Annotated in this window: 12 protein-coding genes and 1 pseudogene; 9 read left to right on the top strand and 4 right to left on the bottom strand. The window is 67.9% G+C overall.

Translation table 11 applies throughout. The annotated features are described in order from the left end of the window. From QOZ89_RS33590 to QOZ89_RS33600, 3 genes are all read right to left on the bottom strand, one after another. The coding region (locus QOZ89_RS33590) for an IS110 family transposase (RefSeq protein WP_312627792.1) at positions 1-322 on the bottom strand (322 nt) is incomplete at its 3' end. Positions 323-1,087: 765 nt separating this feature from the next. Then, positions 1,088-2,539, bottom strand: a complete 1,452-nt coding sequence (locus tag QOZ89_RS33595; RefSeq protein ID WP_312627793.1) for an ATP-dependent Clp protease proteolytic subunit — start codon at positions 2,537-2,539, stop codon at positions 1,088-1,090. Positions 2,540-3,444: 905 nt separating this feature from the next. Then, entirely contained in the window at positions 3,445-4,017 is a 573-nt protein-coding gene (locus QOZ89_RS33600; protein WP_071049630.1) for a TetR/AcrR family transcriptional regulator, read from the bottom strand. Positions 4,018-4,155: 138 nt separating this feature from the next. Between QOZ89_RS33600 and QOZ89_RS33605 the strand changes: the two genes are divergently transcribed. The 7 genes and pseudogenes from QOZ89_RS33605 to QOZ89_RS33635 all read left to right on the top strand — a co-directional run bounded on the left by QOZ89_RS33605 (position 4,156) and on the right by QOZ89_RS33635 (position 12,950). Beyond that, the gene (locus QOZ89_RS33605) at positions 4,156-4,623 is read left to right on the top strand and encodes a nuclear transport factor 2 family protein (RefSeq protein WP_071049631.1); all 468 of its coding nucleotides are present in this window, start codon (positions 4,156-4,158) and stop codon (positions 4,621-4,623) included. Positions 4,624-4,844: 221 nt separating this feature from the next. Beyond that, the gene (locus QOZ89_RS33610) at positions 4,845-7,544 is read left to right on the top strand and encodes a winged helix-turn-helix domain-containing protein (RefSeq protein ID WP_198543294.1); all 2,700 of its coding nucleotides are present in this window, start codon (positions 4,845-4,847) and stop codon (positions 7,542-7,544) included. Between the two features lie 230 nt (positions 7,545-7,774). Continuing rightward, the gene (locus QOZ89_RS33615; protein WP_071049633.1) at positions 7,775-8,683 is read left to right on the top strand and encodes an alpha/beta hydrolase; all 909 of its coding nucleotides are present in this window, start codon (positions 7,775-7,777) and stop codon (positions 8,681-8,683) included. Beyond that, positions 8,680-9,252 carry an NADPH-dependent FMN reductase gene (locus QOZ89_RS33620; protein WP_071049634.1) on the top strand — a complete coding sequence of 191 codons (573 nt, stop codon included), beginning with the start codon at positions 8,680-8,682 and terminating at the stop codon, positions 9,250-9,252. The genes QOZ89_RS33615 and QOZ89_RS33620 overlap by 4 nt, the downstream gene beginning before the upstream one ends. Positions 9,253-9,285: 33 nt before the next feature. Beyond that, a complete protein-coding gene (locus tag QOZ89_RS33625; protein ID WP_071049635.1) occupies positions 9,286-10,797 on the top strand; it encodes an MFS transporter in 1,512 nt (503 codons plus the stop codon). A 179-nt stretch (positions 10,798-10,976) separates the two neighbouring features. After that, a pseudogene (locus QOZ89_RS33630) lies at positions 10,977-12,372 on the top strand (IS1380 family transposase); the annotation flags it as partial. Between the two features lie 305 nt (positions 12,373-12,677). After that, a complete protein-coding gene (locus QOZ89_RS33635; protein WP_131804037.1) occupies positions 12,678-12,950 on the top strand; it encodes a recombinase family protein in 273 nt (90 codons plus the stop codon). 207 nt (positions 12,951-13,157) lie between these two features. On the opposite strand, the gene QOZ89_RS33640 is transcribed toward QOZ89_RS33635, so the two are convergent. Further along, positions 13,158-13,937 carry a hypothetical protein gene (locus QOZ89_RS33640; RefSeq protein ID WP_312627805.1) on the bottom strand — a complete coding sequence of 260 codons (780 nt, stop codon included), beginning with the start codon at positions 13,935-13,937 and terminating at the stop codon, positions 13,158-13,160. 1,678 nt (positions 13,938-15,615) lie between these two features. Here QOZ89_RS33640 and QOZ89_RS33645 point away from each other — a divergent pair. Beyond that, entirely contained in the window at positions 15,616-18,471 is a 2,856-nt protein-coding gene (locus QOZ89_RS33645) for an AMP-binding protein (RefSeq protein WP_312627807.1), read from the top strand. A gap of 77 nt (positions 18,472-18,548) precedes the next feature. Further along, entirely contained in the window at positions 18,549-19,559 is a 1,011-nt protein-coding gene (locus QOZ89_RS33650) for an iron ABC transporter substrate-binding protein (RefSeq protein WP_071049638.1), read from the top strand. Positions 19,560-19,594 lie beyond the last annotated feature (35 nt).

A 19,594-nucleotide genomic window follows, 5' to 3' on the forward strand; every position in this document is an offset into this window, starting at 1 on the left:
TCCACGCAGCGTCGGCCGCGTCCGTTTTGCGGCCCGGGACGTTGCGCAGGTGCCGGGCGTTGAGCAGCCAGCACTCGCCGATCACGTCCTCAAGGATGTGGAAGACCGGCTTCCAGAAAACCCCGGTCGACTCCATCCCGACCCGGGTCACCCCCAGGGAGGTCAGCCAGTCCCGCAACGCCAGCAGCTCCCGGGTCGTGGCCCCGAACGTGTGCAACTGGACCTGGGCAGACCCACCCGGCCGCTCGGTGACCCGCACACAGGCCACGATCTCGTCCTTGTGCACGTCCAGACCGGCGCACCGCGCCACCTGCGCTTCCATCAGACCCCCAGACGGTCGTCCCGACAGGACAGGGCGGCCACCCGGGGGGATCCGATGATCAAAGAGTCTAGAGGTCGCGCTCGAAGCAGCAGTCCCACGTGCCTGCAGATCCCCACGTCACACTAAGCGACGGGCTCAACCTTCGGCACCAAGCTCGCCCGACGTCGTCCAGGTGACCACAGGCATTTTCCGACGCCCCACGTGGCCGGCGACGCCGGCCCTCACCACTAAGCGGTAGGCCGCAGGTCCGATTCCTGCCGGGGGCACCCAAGAACGATCTTGGGTCTTCTATTTACGCTGGTCATCAAACTAGGTAAGCGACATCGCGCCTCAACCTCGCCGCTCATCCAGGGACACGCCAAACCGGCCGCCACCAGCGGTTTCGCCAATCGCAGGCCGGCAGAGGTCCGTGCCCTCCGGGGTAACGGCGCCGACAGCCCGGTAACGCCAGCTTCGGGTTCGAGTCCCTGACGGCCCACCACGCTGTGTAGTTAGCCTCTGACCTGGATTGATAGGTTTTACGTATCGGTTGTGTCGCTCGAGGGTCACGTGAACGCGCAGGTAGGCGGGCCTGACTCCTGGTTCGTACGGAAACATGGTCCTGCTCAACAGGCGTCCGCCCAGCCCGCGCGACAACGGGGCACCCGGCCACGGACGCACCCAGGGCCACCGGCCAAACTCAACATCAACAAGGCTGGGAGGCCGGCTCGCGATCACACCCGGCCGAGGCACGAAAGATCTGAGCCAATGCAGGATCGCGCTTGGCTATCGCGGGATGGTGTGCGGACCGGCGACTACCTGGTCGACCATTCCATAGTCCTTCGCCTCGTCGGCGGTGTACCACCGTTCGCGATCGAAGTCACGGTCAATCCGGTCCTTGGGTTGCCCAGTGTGGTGGGCAAGCCGTTCGCTTATCATTACCTTGACAAAGGCGAGCTGTTCGTCCTCGGTGGCGACGTCGGATCGGTCTGCGTTCCGGCCCGCCGTTGGCGGGCGTGTCATGATTCGCGCATGCGGCAGGGCGTAGCGTTTACCAGTCGCCCCCGCGCAAAGAAGTAGCTGTGCTATGCCCGCGACCAGTCCCATCCCGACCGTGACAACATCGGCCTGGATGAACTGCATTGTGTCGTAGATCGCCATGCCGGCACCCACCTTGCCGCCCGGCGAGTTAAGGTAGAGGAATATGTCGCGGTTTGGGTCCTGCGCTTCCAACAGCAACAACTGGGCGCAGATTTGGTCCGCCCGGTCGTCCTCCAGGACCGCGCCGACGACGATGATCCGCTCCCGCAGCAGCCGTGCCTCCTGCTCCGGCCAGAGGGGGTCCGTCTGCTCAGGCGTGCGGTTCGGGAGCGGAGACTCGGCGGATGGCTCGGTCGGGGTCGCGTCGCTCGGCGGGGTGCTCGTCGTAGTAGCTGGGTTGTCGGGGTCGACGTGCTTGGGCCGATCCTCGAAGATCTTGATGACGACCCACCGCTGGCCGCGCGGTTCGGCCTGCCGGCCGGGGTAAACCCGGACCTGGGTCCTGGCCGGGCAGGCGGCGGACAGTTCGCCCGCCAGGGCCAACCCAAGATCGCTCCCGTCTCCCCAGAACCTCCGGCGGTTGGCTCCAGTAATCTGCGGGTCTTCCTCGAACACCTCGGGGACGGTTTCCTCGAAAAGTCCGCTCATGAACTCGGGCGACGGTGGCTCCCGCCCTTCGACCAGGACGCCGACGTGGACGAGCGGCAGGTTGAGGCGCGGTGTCTGGACCTCGTCGCGGCGTCCGTTCGGACGTGGCGCGGAATCCATCTCCCCACCGCATCGGAGGCAGCCACGAAGAATGCCCGTCGGTCCCGTCGGCACGTGCGTTCGACAGAGCGTCTCGCCGCACTTCTTGCAACCCGCGCCGAGCGGATTGGCGATCACGAGAGTTCGCCAGGCGTCTCTCGAGTGGTGCGCGCTGACCCAGGTCACCTGACAGCCAGGCGCGTCGCAGAAACAGAAGATCGGGGAAAGGCGGCTGTCCATCAGATGCGGGCGCTCGAGCACCTCGTCGGGGCTCGCGTCGGCGGTCCGCCGCGTGCCCGCGCGAACCACCTCGCTGGCCAGCATCCGCGCCTCCGGCTGACCCGGGTAGACGTCAAAGATGATCAAAAGCCGCTGCAGGGCTGACCGATACCTTCGCGCCTCGTACAACGAGAGCGCGTCGTCCAGCAGTGTCCGCGTCCACCGCGTCACCCCGGACGTTCCTTGGCCAGCGATCATCACGACGCCTCGGCGCATCTGGCAATATTGCGCGGCAGTGCTATCACCATTCCGTCATTCTGCGGGTTGCGGTCCGCGCAAGTCCGCGCTTCGGAGCGCCGCCAGCGGGGCTACCGGGAAGCAGCACAGCCATCCGGGTCTCCCTGGTACTCCAAGTCGCTGCTCTGTGATCATTTGGTTTGTGGTCTCGGCGGCGATAGTGGCTGGTCCCGGCGTTGGCTGCGTGGCGTCGTCGCCAACGTGACCAGCGCAGGACGTGATCGAGCGCTATGGCTGGCGGGGTGATGATCGCGTTGACGAGGCGACGGGTCTCGTTGACGGTGATCGGTAGGAGGTGCTCATCGCCTGGCTGGTCACGCTGCTCGGCCGCGGCGTAGTCCGAGCGCGAGGACACTCTCGAACCCGAGGAGAAACGCCAACGCGACCACGAGGCCCCCGATCACGGGCACAAGTCGGGTCGGCGCGTCCCGAGCCGCGACAGATTCGGAACGCTTGTTCGATTCGATAGATGATGTTCCGGTTGGCGCGGTCACCGGGCGTCGCCCCTGGCTACGGCCCGGGTAGCGACCGGACGGACAGCGATTTCAGGGCCAGCAACCAAGATCGAACGGTTCGGATGCTGGTACATGGTCCACTACGGCGAGCGACAGGTCACTGACCTGGTCAAATAGGCTGTACCTATCTGCTGGGCTGCTCGGGCGTTGCCTAAACGAGCAGGTAGATAGGCAGATCATCCGGTTCGTACGGCTCGCCCATCAGGACCACCAGACCGACAAGAGCCACTCGTGCGAACGTCCCCCGACCGTGGCCAGGGGTGGCACCGGTCGCCGGCGACCGGGTCTGCCCAGCCCACCACGCAGCCGCCGCCGTTGCCGCGATCAGCCCCACCAGGTGGGAACGCAGGCGACGGCGGCCTCGACCAGGTCCGTTTTCGTCACCGTGTCGTCGCTGAGCCACCCGGAGATGGCACCGGCGAAGCCGTGGGCGACAAATTGGGCGATGATCTGATGGTTGCCGGCAGGCAGGTCCGGATGGGCGCACCGGGCGATGAAAGCCAGGCTGTAATCGGTGAAATGGCGAACCAGCGCCTCGTACACGCCGCGGTCGGCCGGGTCCCGCAAAGCATGCTGATAGACGGCCTGGAACCGTTCGACGTGGTCGGCGACGTCGGCGGTGGCCAGACGCAGCATCTGCGCCGCCGAATATCCGCCTCCGGCTCGTCGATCCTCCTCCAAGCGGTGGGCGCGCTCCAGATCGGCGTAGAGGACCTCGATGAGGAGTTCGAGGGGACTGCCATAGCGGTTGTAAAAAGTCGCGCGAGTCACCCCGGCACGGTCGGCCAGCTCGGCAACGGTGATCTGTGAGACCGGGCGCAGGGCTGCGAGATCCACGATCGCCTGCGCCAGGACTTCCGTCGTACGTGCGATCCGCGGATCTATCCGGTCAGCCATCCGTCGCCCTCCCCGCCAGCGTCCGAACGGACCGGCCTCCGCCGTTCAACGGCGGCCCGTCGCAGCTCAGCGCCCGTTGCGTCGCAGCCTAAAACCTGCTGTTATCCACGTGTAAAATAGTCTTTGTGAGAGGCCACCATGGCACAGCACACGACAATCTCACCCGCGGAAGCCGCTGACCGACTGGCCATCCGCGAACTGGTCGACGCGTACGCGCGCTGCGCGGACCGGCGCGACGCCAAGGGCCAGATGGCGCTGTTCACCGAGGACACGCGCTTCCTGGTGTTCATGGACTACGACTCCCCCGAGCCGACCCAACAGGTACGCGGGCGCGCGTCGCTGGCACCCGTGTTCGACACCCTCAACGCCTACGCGGTCACCATGCACTTCAACGGGCAGAGCACGGTCGTCCTCGACGGAGACCAGGCGAGCGGCGAGAGCTACTGCCTGGCGCACCACCTGTCGGTCGCCGAGGGTGGACAGCGCACCGTGATGATCGCTTCTATTCGCTACCTCGATGAGTTCGTCAAGCAGGACGGCCAGTGGCTCTTCGCCGAGCGCCGGCTGATGGTCAACTGGGTGGAGACCCGACCGTCTACACCTTGATCTCTCGGCCGGCCGGCGTCCAACTGCCCCATGGCGCCCAGGCTCCGGCCGCGGATTCACGGGAGCGACACGCACCCAGTCGAACCGGAACGTGGAGTGACATCACATTTTGGGCCACGGACCGGCCAGCGATGATCTGCCCGGCCGAAGCGGACCCGGTAGAAATCGGTCAGGCCTGAGGCAGCCCCTGGCTGTCAGGTGCGAGGAGTGCTGACGGACACATGACGAGCGTGGCGACGGAGCAGCACGCTAACCAGGTGCCGCGGCAGAGCGCACAACGCTCTGCGGGTACTCGTGGAATGCTCGACCGGCCGGATCTGCTCCGGCTGCTGGATCGCGCGACGACCAAACGGGTGACGGTCATCTCCGCCCCACCGGGAAGCGGCAAGACCTCGCTGCTGCGGGCGTGGGCCGATCGCTCGGACCTCCGTCATCGCGTCGCGTACGCGTCCGTCGACCGAGGCCAACAGGACACGCAGCTCTTCTGGTCAGCGCTTCTGGAGGCGATCCGCGGCCCAGCGTCCTCGACCGGCGCTGCGGCCCCAGGTGCGGCGACACTCGACGGCGACCAATGGGTCGATGCGGTCGTTGCGGCGCTTGCCGAGGTCGAGCCCGCCGTCCTGATCATCGACGATCTCCACGAGCTCAACCTGGCTGATGGCCGCGGACAGCTTGAACGCCTTGTCTCGACGTTGCCGCGCTCTGCGCGGCTGGTGCTGTCCTCTCGGCGAAATCCGCCCATACGGCTGCACCAGCTCAGGCTGGCTGACGAGCTGGCGGAGATCCGAGCTGACGATCTTCGATTCTCGAGGACCGAGGCACGCGAGTTGCTCGCCGCCTCCGGGATCACCCTGTCCGAGCGCGCGATAGCGACGTTGCACCAGCGCACAGAAGGCTGGGCAGCCGGCCTGCGTATGGCAGTGATGTCGCTTCGGGGTCACCCAGACCCCGAACGGTTCGTGGCAGAGTTCTCGGGCATCGACCGGGCGGTCGGGGAATACCTGATGGCCGAGATGTTCGAAAGACAACCAAGCATGATCCAGAACCTGCTGTTGCGTACCGCGCTTGTCGACCGCCTGAACGGCGAGCTCGCAGACCTGCTGGCCGGCCTATCGGGCTCCGAGCAAGTGCTGCTGCACCTGGAAGACGCCAACGCCTTCGTCGTCTCGCTCAACCCCAGCCGTACCTGGTTTCGCTACCATCAGCTTTTCGCCGACTTTCTGCGCCTTGAGCTGCGCAGACGGCACGCCGACGAGATTCCTGACCTACACCGCCGAGCGGCGCAGTGGCTTGATCATCATGGTGAGATCGCCGACGCCGTGCGGCACCTCCTCGCCGCCGGCGAGTGGCCTGACGCGGCCCGGCTGCTCGCGGACCATCTGTTCAGTCTCACCCTCGACGGGCAGGAAGGCACGATCGCCGCGCTGCTTCGGCTGTTCCCGGCCGGCGTCTCCGTCGATCACCCCGAGCTGGCATTGGCACACGCAGCGGTCGAACTCGCGCAGGGCCGTTTGGAGGAAGCCGCCGCCCGGCTGGCCCAAGCCGAAACCCACGCCCAGAGCGCCTCGCCAGACCGCCGTCCGAGCCTCGCGGTGGCAGTCGCTTCGTTGCGGCTCGCGCGAGCCCGGCGCAGCGGGCGATTCACCGAAGTCCTGGAACAGGTAAGCCTGCTCGACGCCTCAACAGCAGGCACATCGAGCGACCTCATCGCGATGAGCAGTGAGTTGCGAGCCGTCGCGCTGATGAATCTCGGGATCGTGGAGACGTGGTCAGGCCGGTTCGCCGACGCGGACCGGCACATGACCGAAGGAGCGACGCTCGCGGAGGCGATCGGCAGGCCGTATCTGGAGGTCACCTGCCGCGCCTACCAGGCGTTTCCATCCCCCCTCAGCTCGCTCGCCACGGCACGCGACCGCGGTCGTCAGGCGCTGACCGTGGCCGAACGCCATGGCCTGACGGACCACCCGGTCCTCGCGCCCGCGATGGGAGCGATCGCCTGCATCACGGTGTGGATGGGCGAGTTCGAGGAGGGCGAGCGCTGGCTTCGCCACGGCTGGAGCGTCGTTCAGCCAGACATCGACCCTGCCACTGCGGTGCTGTTGCACATGGTGACCGGCATGGTGCACGCCGGTCGCGGCGAACACCGGTCGGCACTTGAAGCGCTCACAGCGGCCGTGCGGGCGCAGTCTCTGCTCACCGGTGCGCACATTCTCGCGACGGTGATTGCAGAATGGCTCGCGGTCACCCAGGCTCGGCTCGGGATGCCCGACGAGGCCCGCGCGACGATCGCCGCGTTCTCCGCCGAACACGAACCGATGCATGGCATCGTGCTGGCCAGAGCACTCATCAGCCTGACCGAGGGCGACCCTGCCGTGGCGCTAGCTGCCCTCGGGGACGTGCGGGACATGGCGCCGCCACCCGGCTTCCCGGCCTACGCACTCGTAGAAGCACATGTGCTCGCCGGCCTCGCGTACCTCGCCCTGGGCGATCAAAGGGCCGCCGCCGCGTCGGCCGAGGCAGCGCTCGCCGCTGCGGAACCAGATCGGCTGATCTACCCGTTCGCCCTGTTCGACGCTGCCGAGCTCCTCAATGTGCTTCCGCGGCATCAGACGGCGCATGGCGCGTTGCTCGTCGATGTCGTCGACCTCCTGCGGGAGACTCCGCCGCCAGGTCGCGACCGCGGCCAGGCCTCGTCCTCGGTCGCGCTCAGCCGTAGCGAACTGCGGGTACTGCGCTATCTGCCAACGAACCTCACGCGGCCAGAGATCGCCCGGGAGCTCGGCGTGTCGATCCACACGGTCAACACGCACATCCGCAACGTCTACGCCAAGCTCGGCGCGCGCGACCGGTCCACCGCTGTTCAACAGGCACGCCACCTGCGGCTCCTGTCCAACCAGCTCCCGTCGACACGGCCCATCTAGCCCGGCGCGATCCTCCTGTCCTCCGCTGAGGCCGATCAGGTCCGCAGCCCCTCTCGCGACGAGCCCGCGACGGTCGCGCGCCACCACCAGCCGTCTGGGATCGGTGCGTCGCCGATGGCCGGTCTTCGTCCACCACCCGCAGGGACTGCGCCCGCGCTGAAGCCGGTGGCATGGGTAATCACCTGGATCTGGCGAGGGCCGGTCACCGGGATTCAGGCCATCGTGCGCTCATGAGCACGGAACAGCAGCGCCAGCTAGACGCCATCCTTCGCCAGGGCGGGCTGGACACCAGCGCAGACGTCGCCACGATGCGGGCGGCCTTCAGCGATCTCATGGCACGGATACCGGTGGCTCCCGACGTGCAGCAGAAACCCGTGGAGCTGGGCGGGGTCGCAGGCATCGAGGTCACCATCCAGGGCCACGACTCCGAGAATGTGATCCTCTATTTTCACGGAGGTGTCTACGTCATCGGCAACGCCGAAGCGACGGTGCCGTTGGCAAGTGATCTCGCGCGAAGAACCGGCACCAAGGTCATCACGACCGACTACCGGCTAGCGCCCGAACATCCCTATCCAGCCGCGGTCAGGGACGCACGGGCAGCCTACGAAGCCCTCCTCGCCCAGGGCATCGCGCCAGCGCACATCGCTCTCGCGGGCGAATCAGCCGGAGGCGGGCTGGCCGTGGCCGCGCTGCTCGCCCTGCGGGACAGCGGCGTGCCCCTGCCGGGCTGCGGGTACCTGATGTCGCCCTACGTGGACCTCACGCTGTCCGGAGAGACGCTGGCCACCAAGCAGACGCTCGACCCGCTACTCACCCTCGACGGGCTTCGCGCCCGGGTTCCGGACTATGTCGGGACCGCCGACGCCGCCGACCCCTACATCAGCCCGATCTTCGGCGACCTCCGCGAATTGCCGCCGCTGCTGATCCAGGTGGGTTCCCACGAGATCCTCCTCGGTGACGCCCTCCGGCTCGCCTGGCAGGCAGCCATTCACGACGTCCCGGTCACGCTCGATGTCACCCCCGGTGTCCCGCACGTCTTCCAGGCCTACGCAGGTCTCCTCGACGAGGCGGGCGAGGCACTGGACCGGGCGTCACGCTTTCTGAATCTTCACCTCGCCCACCCGGAGGTCCAACTGTGACTCGGATTGGCGTCATCCTCGGAAGTACCCGCCCCGGACGCCGCGGCGAGCCGGTCGCGCGCTGGGTGATGGAGGAGGCGAGCCGGCGCACCGACGCCGAGTTCGAGCTCATCGACCTTGCCGACTACCCGCTGCCGCACCTCGATGAGCCCCTTCCCGCGAGCACAGGGCAGTACCAGAACGCGCACACCAAGGAATGGGCCGCAACGATCGCCCGATTCGACGGGTACGTCTTCATCACGCCCGAGTACAACCATTCGACATCAGGCGTTCTGAAAAACGCCATCGACTACCTCTACGCCGAGTGGGGCAACAAAGCGATGGGCGTGGTCTCCTACGGTGCGATTGGCGGCGCCAGAGCCGCCGAACATCTCCGGCTCATCGCCGGCGAACTACGGATTGCAGACGTCCGGACCAACGTCGCGCTCTCGCTGCTGACCGACTTCGAGAACTTCAGCCAGTTCAAACCGAACCAGCATCAGGCAACGGTGCTCGACACACTTCTCAGTGAGGTCGTCGCCTGGAGCCAGGCGCTGGCGCCGTTGCGGCACAACGCGCGGCCCGCGTAGGCCGCAGCGACCCGCAGGAAGGGACCGTTGAGCATGGCTACCAATACAGAATCGGCCACTCACGACTGGCCAGAGGACCACGAAGAAGGAACCGAGCAGCTTCCCAGCCGTCGATGGTGGGCCCTCGCCGTCATAGCCGTCGCCCAACTCATGGTCGTGCTCGACGGCACCGTGGTCACTATCGCACTGCCTTCGGCCCAACGCGACCTGCATATCTCCAACGCCGATCGGCAGTGGGCGATCACCGCCTACACGCTCGCGTTCGGCGGCCTGCTGCTGCTCGGCGGACGGATCTCCGACTATGTGGGCCGCAGGCGAACCTTCCTGATCGGGCTACTCGGGTTCGCCGCAGCCTCCGCACTCGGCGGTGCGGCGCAGAACAGCGGGACGCTCTTCGGCGCCCGCGCCGTCCAGGGCCTTTTCGCGGCACTGCTCGCGCCCGCCGCCCTGTCGCTGATCACAGTGACCTTCGCTGAGGCCAAGGAACGGTCTCGGGCGTTCTCGGTCTACGGCGCCATCTCGGGCGGCGGCGCCGCGATCGGCCTGATCGTCGGCGGATCGCTGACCGAGTACACCTCGTGGCGCTGGTGCCTGTTCATCAACGTGCCGATCGCGATCATCACCTTCCTCGCCGGCACCGTCCTCATCAACGAAAGCAGGTCCGAGAGCGCCACCTCCTACGACATCCCAGGCGCCATCCTCGGCACGGGCGGGCTCGTCGCCCTCGTCTACGGATTCACAGCCGCGGCCAAGCCCGGGGTCGGCTGGCTCTCGGTCGAGACCATCAGCCTTCTCGCCGGCGCCGGCATCGCGCTCGTCGCGTTCGTACTCGTCGAGACGCGGTCCACACACCCCCTGTTGCCGATGCGCGTGGTACTCGACCGCAATCGCGGCGGCACCTACATCGCCTCGCTGTTGTCCTTCGCCGGATTGTTCGCGATGTTCCTCTTCCTGAGCTACTACCTCCAGTACAATCTTGGATACAGCGCGCTGAAGACGGGCCTGGCAGTTCTACCGTTCAGCGGCGGGGTCATCGTTACCTCGGCCGTGGTGCCGCCGCTACTCTCCCGAACCGGGCCCAAGCCGGTGATGCTGATCGGGCTGGCCATGGCCGCCGTCGGTCTCGCCACCTTCACCGCCATCTCCGACACAAGCAGCTGGGGCACCCGCGTCCTGCCCGGCGAGCTGCTCATGAGCATCGGCTTCGCCCTGCTCCTGGTGCCGCTGTCCAGTCTCGCGCTTTCCGGAGTGAACGACAACGACGCCGGCGTCGCCAGCGCGCTCCTCAACTCGACCCAGCAAATCGGCGGCTCCCTGGGCACCGCGCTACTGAACACCTTCTATGCGAGCGCGGTCACGTCCTACGTCGCAGCCCACCATCTCGCACCGTCCGCGTTCAATCCGCTCGCTGCGATCCACGGCTATCGCGTCGCGTTCTGGATCGGCGCCGGCCTGGTCGCCGCGGCCTTCGTCGCTATTCTGGTCCTGGTCAACGCCGGCAAGACCACCGTCGCCGCACAGTCTGACGTCACGCCCAGCGCATAGAGCCGCGAGCGGCGAATCTCAATACCCCTCGCACTACAGACAGATCCATGGTCGCCTCAGCCTGGATGCACCGCCCGATTTGTGCCTTGAGCGGTGCGTTGAACGAGAAAGTGCCCTCTGGCCTGGGAAGATGGGGTTGCTGAAACCATCCTTCCCCCCGGGAAGAGGGCACTTCCAAGGTGCGATTGTTGCATACCGCCTCGCGGACCCATGTCGCGTTCGACGACCCGTCTCTGCTCGGCTCGGCTGGGCTGGTCCCGGTGATGCGCCTCGCCGAGCGGGCCGGGCTGGGCGACCTGGTCGCCGAGCATGTCAAGGTGCCCGCGTCGGCCTGGTCGGCGGGCGCGAACGCGGCGGCGAAGGTCGGCTGCCTGGTCGCGGGCATGGCCGCGGGCGCGGACTGCCTCGACGACATGAACCTGCTGCGCGCCGGCGCTCTCGACGGCGTGTTCGACGGGATCCGCGCACCGTCGACGCTCGGCATGTTCGCGCGCGCGTTCACCTGGGGCAACGTCGCCCAGCTCGGCAAGGTCAACAAGCTGCTGCTGGTCAGCCTCGCCGCCGCGGCGCCGGCGCTGCTGACCGGGGCCGACGCGCTCACGTTTGTCGACCTCGATACCTGCCAGCGCCGGGTGTTCGGCCCCCGCAAACGGGGCGCCAGGTTCGGCCACACCAAAATCGCGAGCAAGTCGGTGTTCGTCCGCGGCCTCAACGCCATGATCGGCACCGTGTCCACCCCGACCGCGGCTCCGGTCATCGCGAACGCCCGGCTGCGCGGTGGTAACGCCGTGTCCGCGAAGGGCGCGGCCCGGTTTCTGGCCGCCACGGTCGGCACCGCCCGCCAGGCAGGGGCGACCGGCGTGATCGTCGCGAGGTGCGACGCCGGGTTCTACACCGCCGAGATCGTGGCCGCGGCCCGCCGCCAGCAGGTCCACTTCTCGATCACCACGCCGCAGAACGTCGCGATCCGGGCCGCCTGCGAGGCGATCGACGAGGCCGCGTGGGTCCCGATCCGCTACCCGAACGCGATCTGGGACGAGGACCTCAAGGAATGGATCTCCGATGCGGAGATCGCCGAGACCACGTACACCGCGTTCGGCCACACGAAGACGCCGGTCACCGCCCGGCTGATCGTCCGCCGGGTCAAGGCCCTGAACAGGAAGGCGAACACCGGGCAGGGCGAGCTGTTCGACGTCTGGCGCTACCACGCGGCGTTCACCGACAGCCCGTTCGCCCTGCCCGAGACCGAGGGCCAGCACCGCGACCACGCGATCATCGAGCAGGTCAACGCCGACCTGATCCACGGCCCGCTCGCGCACCTGCCGTCCGGGGTGTTCACCGCCAACGCCGCCTGGCTCGTCCTCGCGGCGATCACACACAACCTGCTGCGCGCCGCCGGCACGCTGGCCTCGCGGTTCCACGGCCGCGCCCGTGGCGCGACCCTGCGCGCGCACCTGGTGAACATCCCCGGCCGGCTCGCCCGCCACGGCCGCGGCCACGTCACCGTGCACCTGCCCACCGGCTGGCACGCCGAGAACGCCTTCACCGGCCTGGTCGCCGCCGTGCACGCCCTGCCGCCCGCCCGAGCCGCCTGATCCGGGCCGCCCCCCCCCCCCCCCCCCGCACCCGGTCAGCACCATCGCGCAGCGCCCGCCTGACGGAGCCCCAGGACAAGCCGCCGAACCGTGAGCGGCCATCAGTAACGACCAGCGATGACCACTGTCGGTTAACGACCGTTACAGATCAACTGAAATAGCCGCCGAATCAGATCGGTGCATCCAGGCTCAGCATCTGTTGCTCATGCTCGCCAGGAGCGCCATCCGCGCAGCCAGTCGGCCTATCGCTGGCTATGAGCGATTCGATCCAAGGGCCAATGGACGGTGGGCACCGCACCGTACAGCTACACCCGCAACAGCGGGCACAGCCTCGCGACCCTCGACGACGAAATCACCATCGTCAAACTGATCTTCCGCCTCTACACCCGACGCCGGCTCGGCTGCCGCGCCATCGCCGCCCACCTCAACGAGCGGAACCTGGTACGCCGCCGCGCGCACCACAAGGCGATCGCACAACCAGGAACCAGCCCTGAAGCACAAAGCCATCGCCGACGTCCTCACCAATCGCATCTACCTCGGCAAGGTCCGCTTCCGTGACATCGACGCCCGCGCCGCGGTGATCGAGCCTGCCACCTTCGATCTGGCCCAGCACATCCTCACCGAACGCGGCGAGACGAACCCTGAACTGATCTACTCCATCCGACCGGCCAGGGGCCGGGGGGGCGGGGGGGGGGCCCCCCCCCCCCCGGCCCCCCCCCCGGGGTGGGGGCGCGGGGCGGCCCCGCATCACGCCAATCGCACCGCCTACTGAGGCTCTCCCCTGGCGAGGCCCGTGGTGCTTTCGATCTGGGTGTGAGTGTCGCTGCGCAGTTGCACAACCAGGCTGCGAGCGACGCCAGCGCCGACATGCAGGCGTTTGCGGAGCGTCTCCGCGGAGATCGGCCGCTGATGCTGCTGCCAATGCAGCACATCCTCGGCCCGAGCTCGATGCAGCAAATCCTGCTCGCGGGCCCTACCATCCACTCGACACCCCTTCGTTGCCGAGGCCGGCTCAGAGGCGGCGGGGCGATCCCCCCACCCGTGCTGTTTCGCCACCGCGCGACCATCCGCGACATCAGCCCCGTGCGGCTCTGGTGGCGCGACCCCCGACCCGGCAGGCCGCATAGCATGGAGCAGACCCGACCCCACCTCCGCCCAGCCGATCAGCAGCAGAGGGCCAACGGCATCGAACGCCGCCTTACCCAGGTTCCCGGCCGCAATAGGCTCGGCGATATTAAGCGCCAGCGTCACCACACTCGCGAACACCAGAAGTCGACGAGCAGGCCGGATCTCCTCACGAGGCGCGCCCCGCAGCGCAAGCTCCCGGATCGCGACAAGCAGGCCAAGCACGGACAAGTCCACCGCCGGCGCGACCAACGGCGCCACATACGCCGGCACACCCAGCCGCAGACCAAGCAGCCAGACATTGCCGAACCCAAACAAGAACGTCAGAGCGACCACCGCACCCATGATCACGGTGACCGCCCGGAACGCTACACTACGCCCGTCCACACCAGGCGCCGAGACAGGAGTCGTCGTGGTCATCGCGCACCACGCGGAACCTCGAAACTGGCCTCCACAACCAGTTCCCCGGCAGGAACCCCCAGGTCAGCGCCTCCCCCTTCTGCACGGTTCCCCGCCGGGGGCACGCGATCGAGATCTTCCTGTTCGCAAACCCGTCGGGTTTGCTCCCAGACTCCTGCGCCATGCTGCTCCGGGGCCGAGCCCCGGACCCCACGCCGAAAGTTGCGTGGATGCTGTACGAGCCTCCACGGGGGCACTTTTCATGTCATGACCAGCGCGTTTACAGCGCTTAGCGATCGAAGGCTTCAAGCGCTCCGGTCGTAGGTCTATTGACTTTCGGCGTGGCGCGACGCTCCGACGGGCGCGGGCGGGGTGGCGGGCCCGACGTGCCCGGGTGCCGAGCGAAGCGAGGCGGGGCCCCAGTGGCGCGGGCGGGCCGTCGGGGTCCTGCGCCGCGCGCGGCGCGGGCGGCGCGCCACGCATCTCAACGACCGGCGCCCGCGCCCTGTCGGTTCCAGACACGTGGCCGTTAATGCGGTACGGGAGCCTCCTGGCATGAGCTACGACCTGGCCGTATGGGATGGCGAGCGCCCAGCGGATGAAGAGACCGCCAGCCAGGTTCTCCGAGGTCGCACAGCACCCTCAACGGATCGACATGCGTCCGGAGCTTCACGACGAATCGACGGTTGGTTCACTGTCACGGTTCGGCCACGGTATGTGTTGTACCGTCCGGGACATGACGGTCGACGGTCGCAGCGATCAGGCCAGAACGGATCTCGTGACGCCGTGGGCCGCGACATGCATCCTCGCCCGCTCCGACGGGACCAGCCTGCCCGCCGCGGTCCAGCGCGGAGTCGCCGCGGGACGGTGCGGCGTGTGGTGGATCTTCGTTGATCTGCGCTGCTAGGGCTGTGGGGCTGGAAACGCGACTACTTGACAACGCCCGGGTGCTACGACATTCTTGTAGTAATTGAACTAAGGCTAACCTTACGAAGGCGATGCGGGGGTGAGTGGTGGAGTAACCCTGCCGGGGCGGCAGGGCGGTGCTCAGTCGGGTCACTTTCCACCGTGAAGGAAGTCTCTGACCTGCGGACTTCCCTGTGGTGTGGTCGGCTGAGGCGTACTTGTCTCGGGTCCCAGGGTCGGGTCGCCTGACCTAGGCTGACTGCTCGTCTCGTGGCTGTCGCTCCCACGGTCGGAGGTTCCAGGCCGGGCTCGATGGCGGCGTCCGACGGCGGGCGACTCCGCGCGCCTCTGCTCGTCGAGCGGTGCAGGCCGACGTGTCTCGCCACGGCGGTCGCGTCGATGGCGTGGAAACCTGTGTCATCTGGCCGCGTTGCCATCCGCCGTTGTCGCGGCCGGCTGGCGAATGCCGGCCGTCGTTCGCGGCGTTCGACAGCGGGATTCGCGGCGCGTGATATAGGCGTCGATCCTGTCTTGTTGGATGGGTTTGTTGTGGGTATTCCGGTCGGCGGAGCGAGGGCGAGTTCTCCCGCCCGCATCTCGGTGGAGCATGCGCTCAGGAATCACTGAAGCGAGCATCGCTCTGTTCGGAGAGGCGCGGACCGTTCGCGCGTCCGCGCCCCAATTCCCTCCTCTGGAGCGCGTGTCGCGCGCCCTTGGACGTGGTAGAGCCGACGGTCTCCATCACAGAGATTAAGGACTCAGGGAAGATTTGTCGAAACGTGTAGGTGTCGGTATGACCTCTGTTGGCCTGCCCTGCGTGGCGGGTTCGACCGCGTTCTTCGTGCGTGAGCTGGCTCGGCATGGCGAACGCACCGCGGTGGTCACGGCGGAGGGGCAGCTGTCGTACCGTGAGCTGCGGACGCGGGTCGACGAGGCCGCCGCGCGGCTTGGCCCTGGACGTCGGCTGGTGTTGCTCGCCGCGGTCAACTCGCTCGATGTGCTCGTCATGTACCTGGCGGCGCTGTCCGCTGGTCATGTGGTCCTGCTGGCGCCGGGTGATGGTCCCGGCCCGGCGGCGTCGCTCGTCACGGCCTACGACCCCGACGTCGTGGTGCGCCCGGTCGGCGCGGCGGTCGAGGTCGAGCATCGACGCGACGGATCCGGCCACGACTTGCATCCCGACCTCGCCCTCCTGCTGAGCACGTCTGGCTCGACGGGCTCGCCGAAACTGGTTCGCTTGTCGTACGCGAACCTGCAGGCCAATGCCGAGTCGATCGCCGAATACCTCGAGCTGCGGCCGGAGGATCGCGCCCCGACGACGCTGCCGATGTACTACTGCTACGGACTGTCGGTCGTCCACAGTCACCTGTGGCGCGGAGCCGGCCTGATCCTCACTTCCCGATCTGTGACCGACCCGTGTTTCTGGGACCTCTTCCGGGCAGGGAAGGGCACCTCACTCGCCGGTGTGCCGTATACATTTGATCTCCTGGACCGCGTCGGTTTCGACCAGATGCCGCTGCCACATCTGCGCTATGTCACGCAGGCCGGCGGTCGGCTCCCGCCGGACCGTGTGAGGCGCTATGCCCGGCTTGGGCAGCGTGACGGCTGGGATCTCGTCGTGATGTACGGCCAGACCGAGGCCACCGCTCGCATGGCCTACCTGCCCCCGCGCCTCGCCGCGACCCACCCACACACGATCGGCATGCCGATCCCGGGTGGGTCGTTCCGGCTCGAACCGCTGGCCGGCGCCGGCCGCGACGACGGCCCGGTCGGCGACAGCGCGGACGGTCTCGCGGGGGCCGGCGGGGTGGCCGACGCCGTGGGGGAACTGGTGTACACCGGCCCCAACGTCATGATGGGCTACGCGGACTCGGCCGCGGACCTAGCGCTGGGCTCGACGCTGGACGAGCTGCGCACCGGCGACATCGCGCGCCGGACCGACGACGGTCTGTACGAGATCGTGGGGCGGCGGACCAGGTTCGCCAAGGTGTTCGGACTGCGTATCGACCTGCGCCGCGTCGAGGAAGTGCTCGCCACCGATGGGCTGAGTGCCTGCTGCGTGACCGACGACGCCGCGATCGACGTGGTGGTCGCGGGCCCCGCCGACCTGCTGCTCGTCCGTGGGCTGGTCGCGCGGACGTGCCGACTGCCGGACACCGCGGTGCGGGTCCATCTCGTGGACGCGCTGCCACGCCTGCCGACCGGCAAGGTGGACCTCGTCACGATGCGGAGGATCGCGCGTGCCGCGGCGCCTCCCGTGCCCGCCGCGCGGCCTGTGGCCGCCTCCGCGCACGGACGCGAGCCGTCGGACGTCGCCGCCGACGTGCGGCGACTGTTCGCCGACGTGCTGCGAAGCGACGAGGTCACCGAGGACAGCACGTTCGTGAGTCTTGGCGGCGACTCGCTGTCCTACGTCGACCTGTCGCTGCGCCTGGAAGATCTCCTCGGACATCTGCCCGCCAGCTGGCACACCACCCCGCTACGGGATCTGGCCCCGGCGGCCAGGCCGCGTCGTGGACGAAGCGCGTCCGTCGAGATCAGCGCTCTTCTGCGCGCGGTCGCGATCGTGTTGATCGTCGGTACCCATGCGAACACCTTCGACGCGATCGGTGGCCTCCTCGGCGGCGCTCACCTGCTGATCGCGGTCGCTGGCTACAACTTCGCCCGCTTCCACCTGACGTCTGCTCCGCGCTCGCGGCGGGTGCGCGGCCTGCTGCGCAGCACGGCCCAGATCGCCGTTCCGAGCGTCCTGTTCATCACGGCGCTCGTTCTCGTCATGGACGAGCACAACCTCGCCAACATCGTGCTGCTCACCAACGTGTTCGGACCGGACCTGGCCGGCCCGACCTGGGAGTTCTGGTTCATCGAGGCGCTGGTCCAGATCCTGCTGGTGCTCGCGGTTCTGGTCAGCATTCCCGTGCTGGACCGGGCGCAGCGCCGCTTCCCGTTCGCCGTCGCCATGGGGGCGCTGGCGGTCGGTCTCCTCACCCGGTTCGAGGTGGTCGTGCTGCCCGCGGGCCCACGCCATACGCAGACCTCGGTCGCCGTGTTCTGGCTGTTCGCGTTGGGCTGGGCCGCCGCCGCCGCGACCACGGTGTGGCGACGGCTGGCCGTGACGGCCGCCGCGACGCTGACCATCCCCGGCTTCTTCGCGGACGCGCGCCGGGAGGACATCGTGCTCGGTGGCCTGGTCCTGCTGATCTGGATCTCAAGCGTGCGCTGTCCACGCCCACTGCGGCGGCTGGCCGGCGTACTGGCCAGCAGCTCGCTCTGCATCTACCTGACTCACTGGCAGGTGTTTCCCCTATTGCAGGTCGACCACCCGGTCCTGGCGCTGCTGGCCTCGCTTGCCGTCGGCGTGGCGGCGTGGCGGCTCTGGTCGGGCGTGACGACGTTGTTCGGCCGGCTCAGGCTGCTCCCGCGCTCGTTCGTCCGGGCGGGCCGTCGCCCGGTGCCCCAGCCGCCGGGCGTCCCACCGGCGTCCTCCAGTCGAACGCGCCCGCACAAGCAACCGAAAGTGCGTCCAGCTGCCGCGCGGCTCGCGTGTGCTCGCCGCCGCGGCGGCCGCGGCGGTCGACCCGACGTTGAGCACCCACCGCCAGGCATGCTCCACGTCACCCATCTGGAATCGAAGGTAAGGATGGGTTAACTTAACTACTACAAGTTTGTAGCTGTCTGGCCTGTTTCGACGTGTTTGCGCGATGACGAAGATGACGAAGGAGTTCCATGCGTAAGGCGGGACGGATCGCGGCCGCGCTGGCGGCAGCCATCCTTGCGACGGGCCTGTCGGCGTGTGGGTCGGGTGACGGAAAGACGCTTACTCTGTACAACGCGCAGCACAAGGACCTGATGCAGGTCATGATCGATGCGTTCACCGAGCAGACCGGTATCAAGGTCGAAATGCGGTCTGGCGGCGACACCGCGTTGGCCAACCAGATCATCCAGGAGGGCGACAGCTCGCCCGCGGACGTCTTCGCCACCGAGAACTCGCCGGCGATGACGCTCGTCGACCGCGCTGGCGGGTTCAGCCACCTCGACGCGGCGACCATCGGCCAGGTGCCCGACCAGTACGTGCCGAGCACCGGCAACTGGGCCGGCTTCGCCGCCCGGTCGACCGTGTTCATCTACAACCCCAGCCAGGTCACCGAAGACCAGATACCGACCTCGATCATGGACCTGGCCAAGCCCGAGTGGCGGGGACGGATCGGCGTCGCGGCTGGCGGCGCGGACTTCCAGGCCATCGTCAGCGCCGTGCTCGCGGTGGAGGGGGAGCCCGCCACGGCCGAGTGGCTCGCCGGCCTCGACCACAACGCAAAGATCTACGACAACAACATCGCCGCGATGCGCGCCGTGAACACCGGCCAGGTTCCCGCCGCCGTGATCTACCACTACTACTGGTACCAGGACCAGGCGGAGTCGGGCGAGGACAGCAAGAACGTCAAGCTGCACTTCTTCCGCAACCAGGACGCTGGCGCGTTCATCAGCGTCTCCGGGGTCGGCATGCTCGCGGCCAGTGACCAGCAGGCCGAGGCGCAGCAGTTCGTCAGCTTCCTCACCAGCGACGCCGGGCAGAGGGTCCTGGTCGACAGCGGCGCACTGGAGTACGCCGTATCCGACAAGGTGCCCACCAACCCCGCCCTGACCCCGCTGGCGGACCTCGACGCGCCGACCATCGACGTCGGGAGTCTGAACGGCCCGAAGGTCGTCGAGCTGATGCAGAAGGCCGGCCTCCTCTGAGCAGCCTGCCGACGACGGCGGGAGCACGGGCACGG

This window comes from Pseudofrankia coriaricola (genome assembly GCF_032027725.1).
In the GTDB taxonomy this organism is placed as follows: Bacteria; Actinomycetota; Actinomycetes; order Frankiales; family Frankiaceae; genus Pseudofrankia.

Excerpts from the sequence above, each read along its gene's own strand:
- QOZ89_RS33610 (WP_198543294.1), top strand. The coding sequence starts at position 4,845 with ATGACGAGCGTGGCGACGGAGCAGCACGCTAACCAGGTGCCGCGGCAG.
- QOZ89_RS33645 (WP_312627807.1), top strand. The coding sequence starts at position 15,616 with ATGACCTCTGTTGGCCTGCCCTGCGTGGCGGGTTCGACCGCGTTCTTC.
- QOZ89_RS33640 (WP_312627805.1), bottom strand. The coding sequence starts at position 13,937 with ATGACCACGACGACTCCTGTCTCGGCGCCTGGTGTGGACGGGCGTAGT.
- QOZ89_RS33615 (WP_071049633.1), top strand. The coding sequence starts at position 7,775 with ATGAGCACGGAACAGCAGCGCCAGCTAGACGCCATCCTTCGCCAGGGC.
- QOZ89_RS33605 (WP_071049631.1), top strand. The coding sequence starts at position 4,156 with ATGGCACAGCACACGACAATCTCACCCGCGGAAGCCGCTGACCGACTG.
- QOZ89_RS33625 (WP_071049635.1), top strand. The coding sequence starts at position 9,286 with ATGGCTACCAATACAGAATCGGCCACTCACGACTGGCCAGAGGACCAC.
- QOZ89_RS33600 (WP_071049630.1), bottom strand. The coding sequence starts at position 4,017 with ATGGCTGACCGGATAGATCCGCGGATCGCACGTACGACGGAAGTCCTG.
- QOZ89_RS33650 (WP_071049638.1), top strand. The coding sequence starts at position 18,549 with ATGCGTAAGGCGGGACGGATCGCGGCCGCGCTGGCGGCAGCCATCCTT.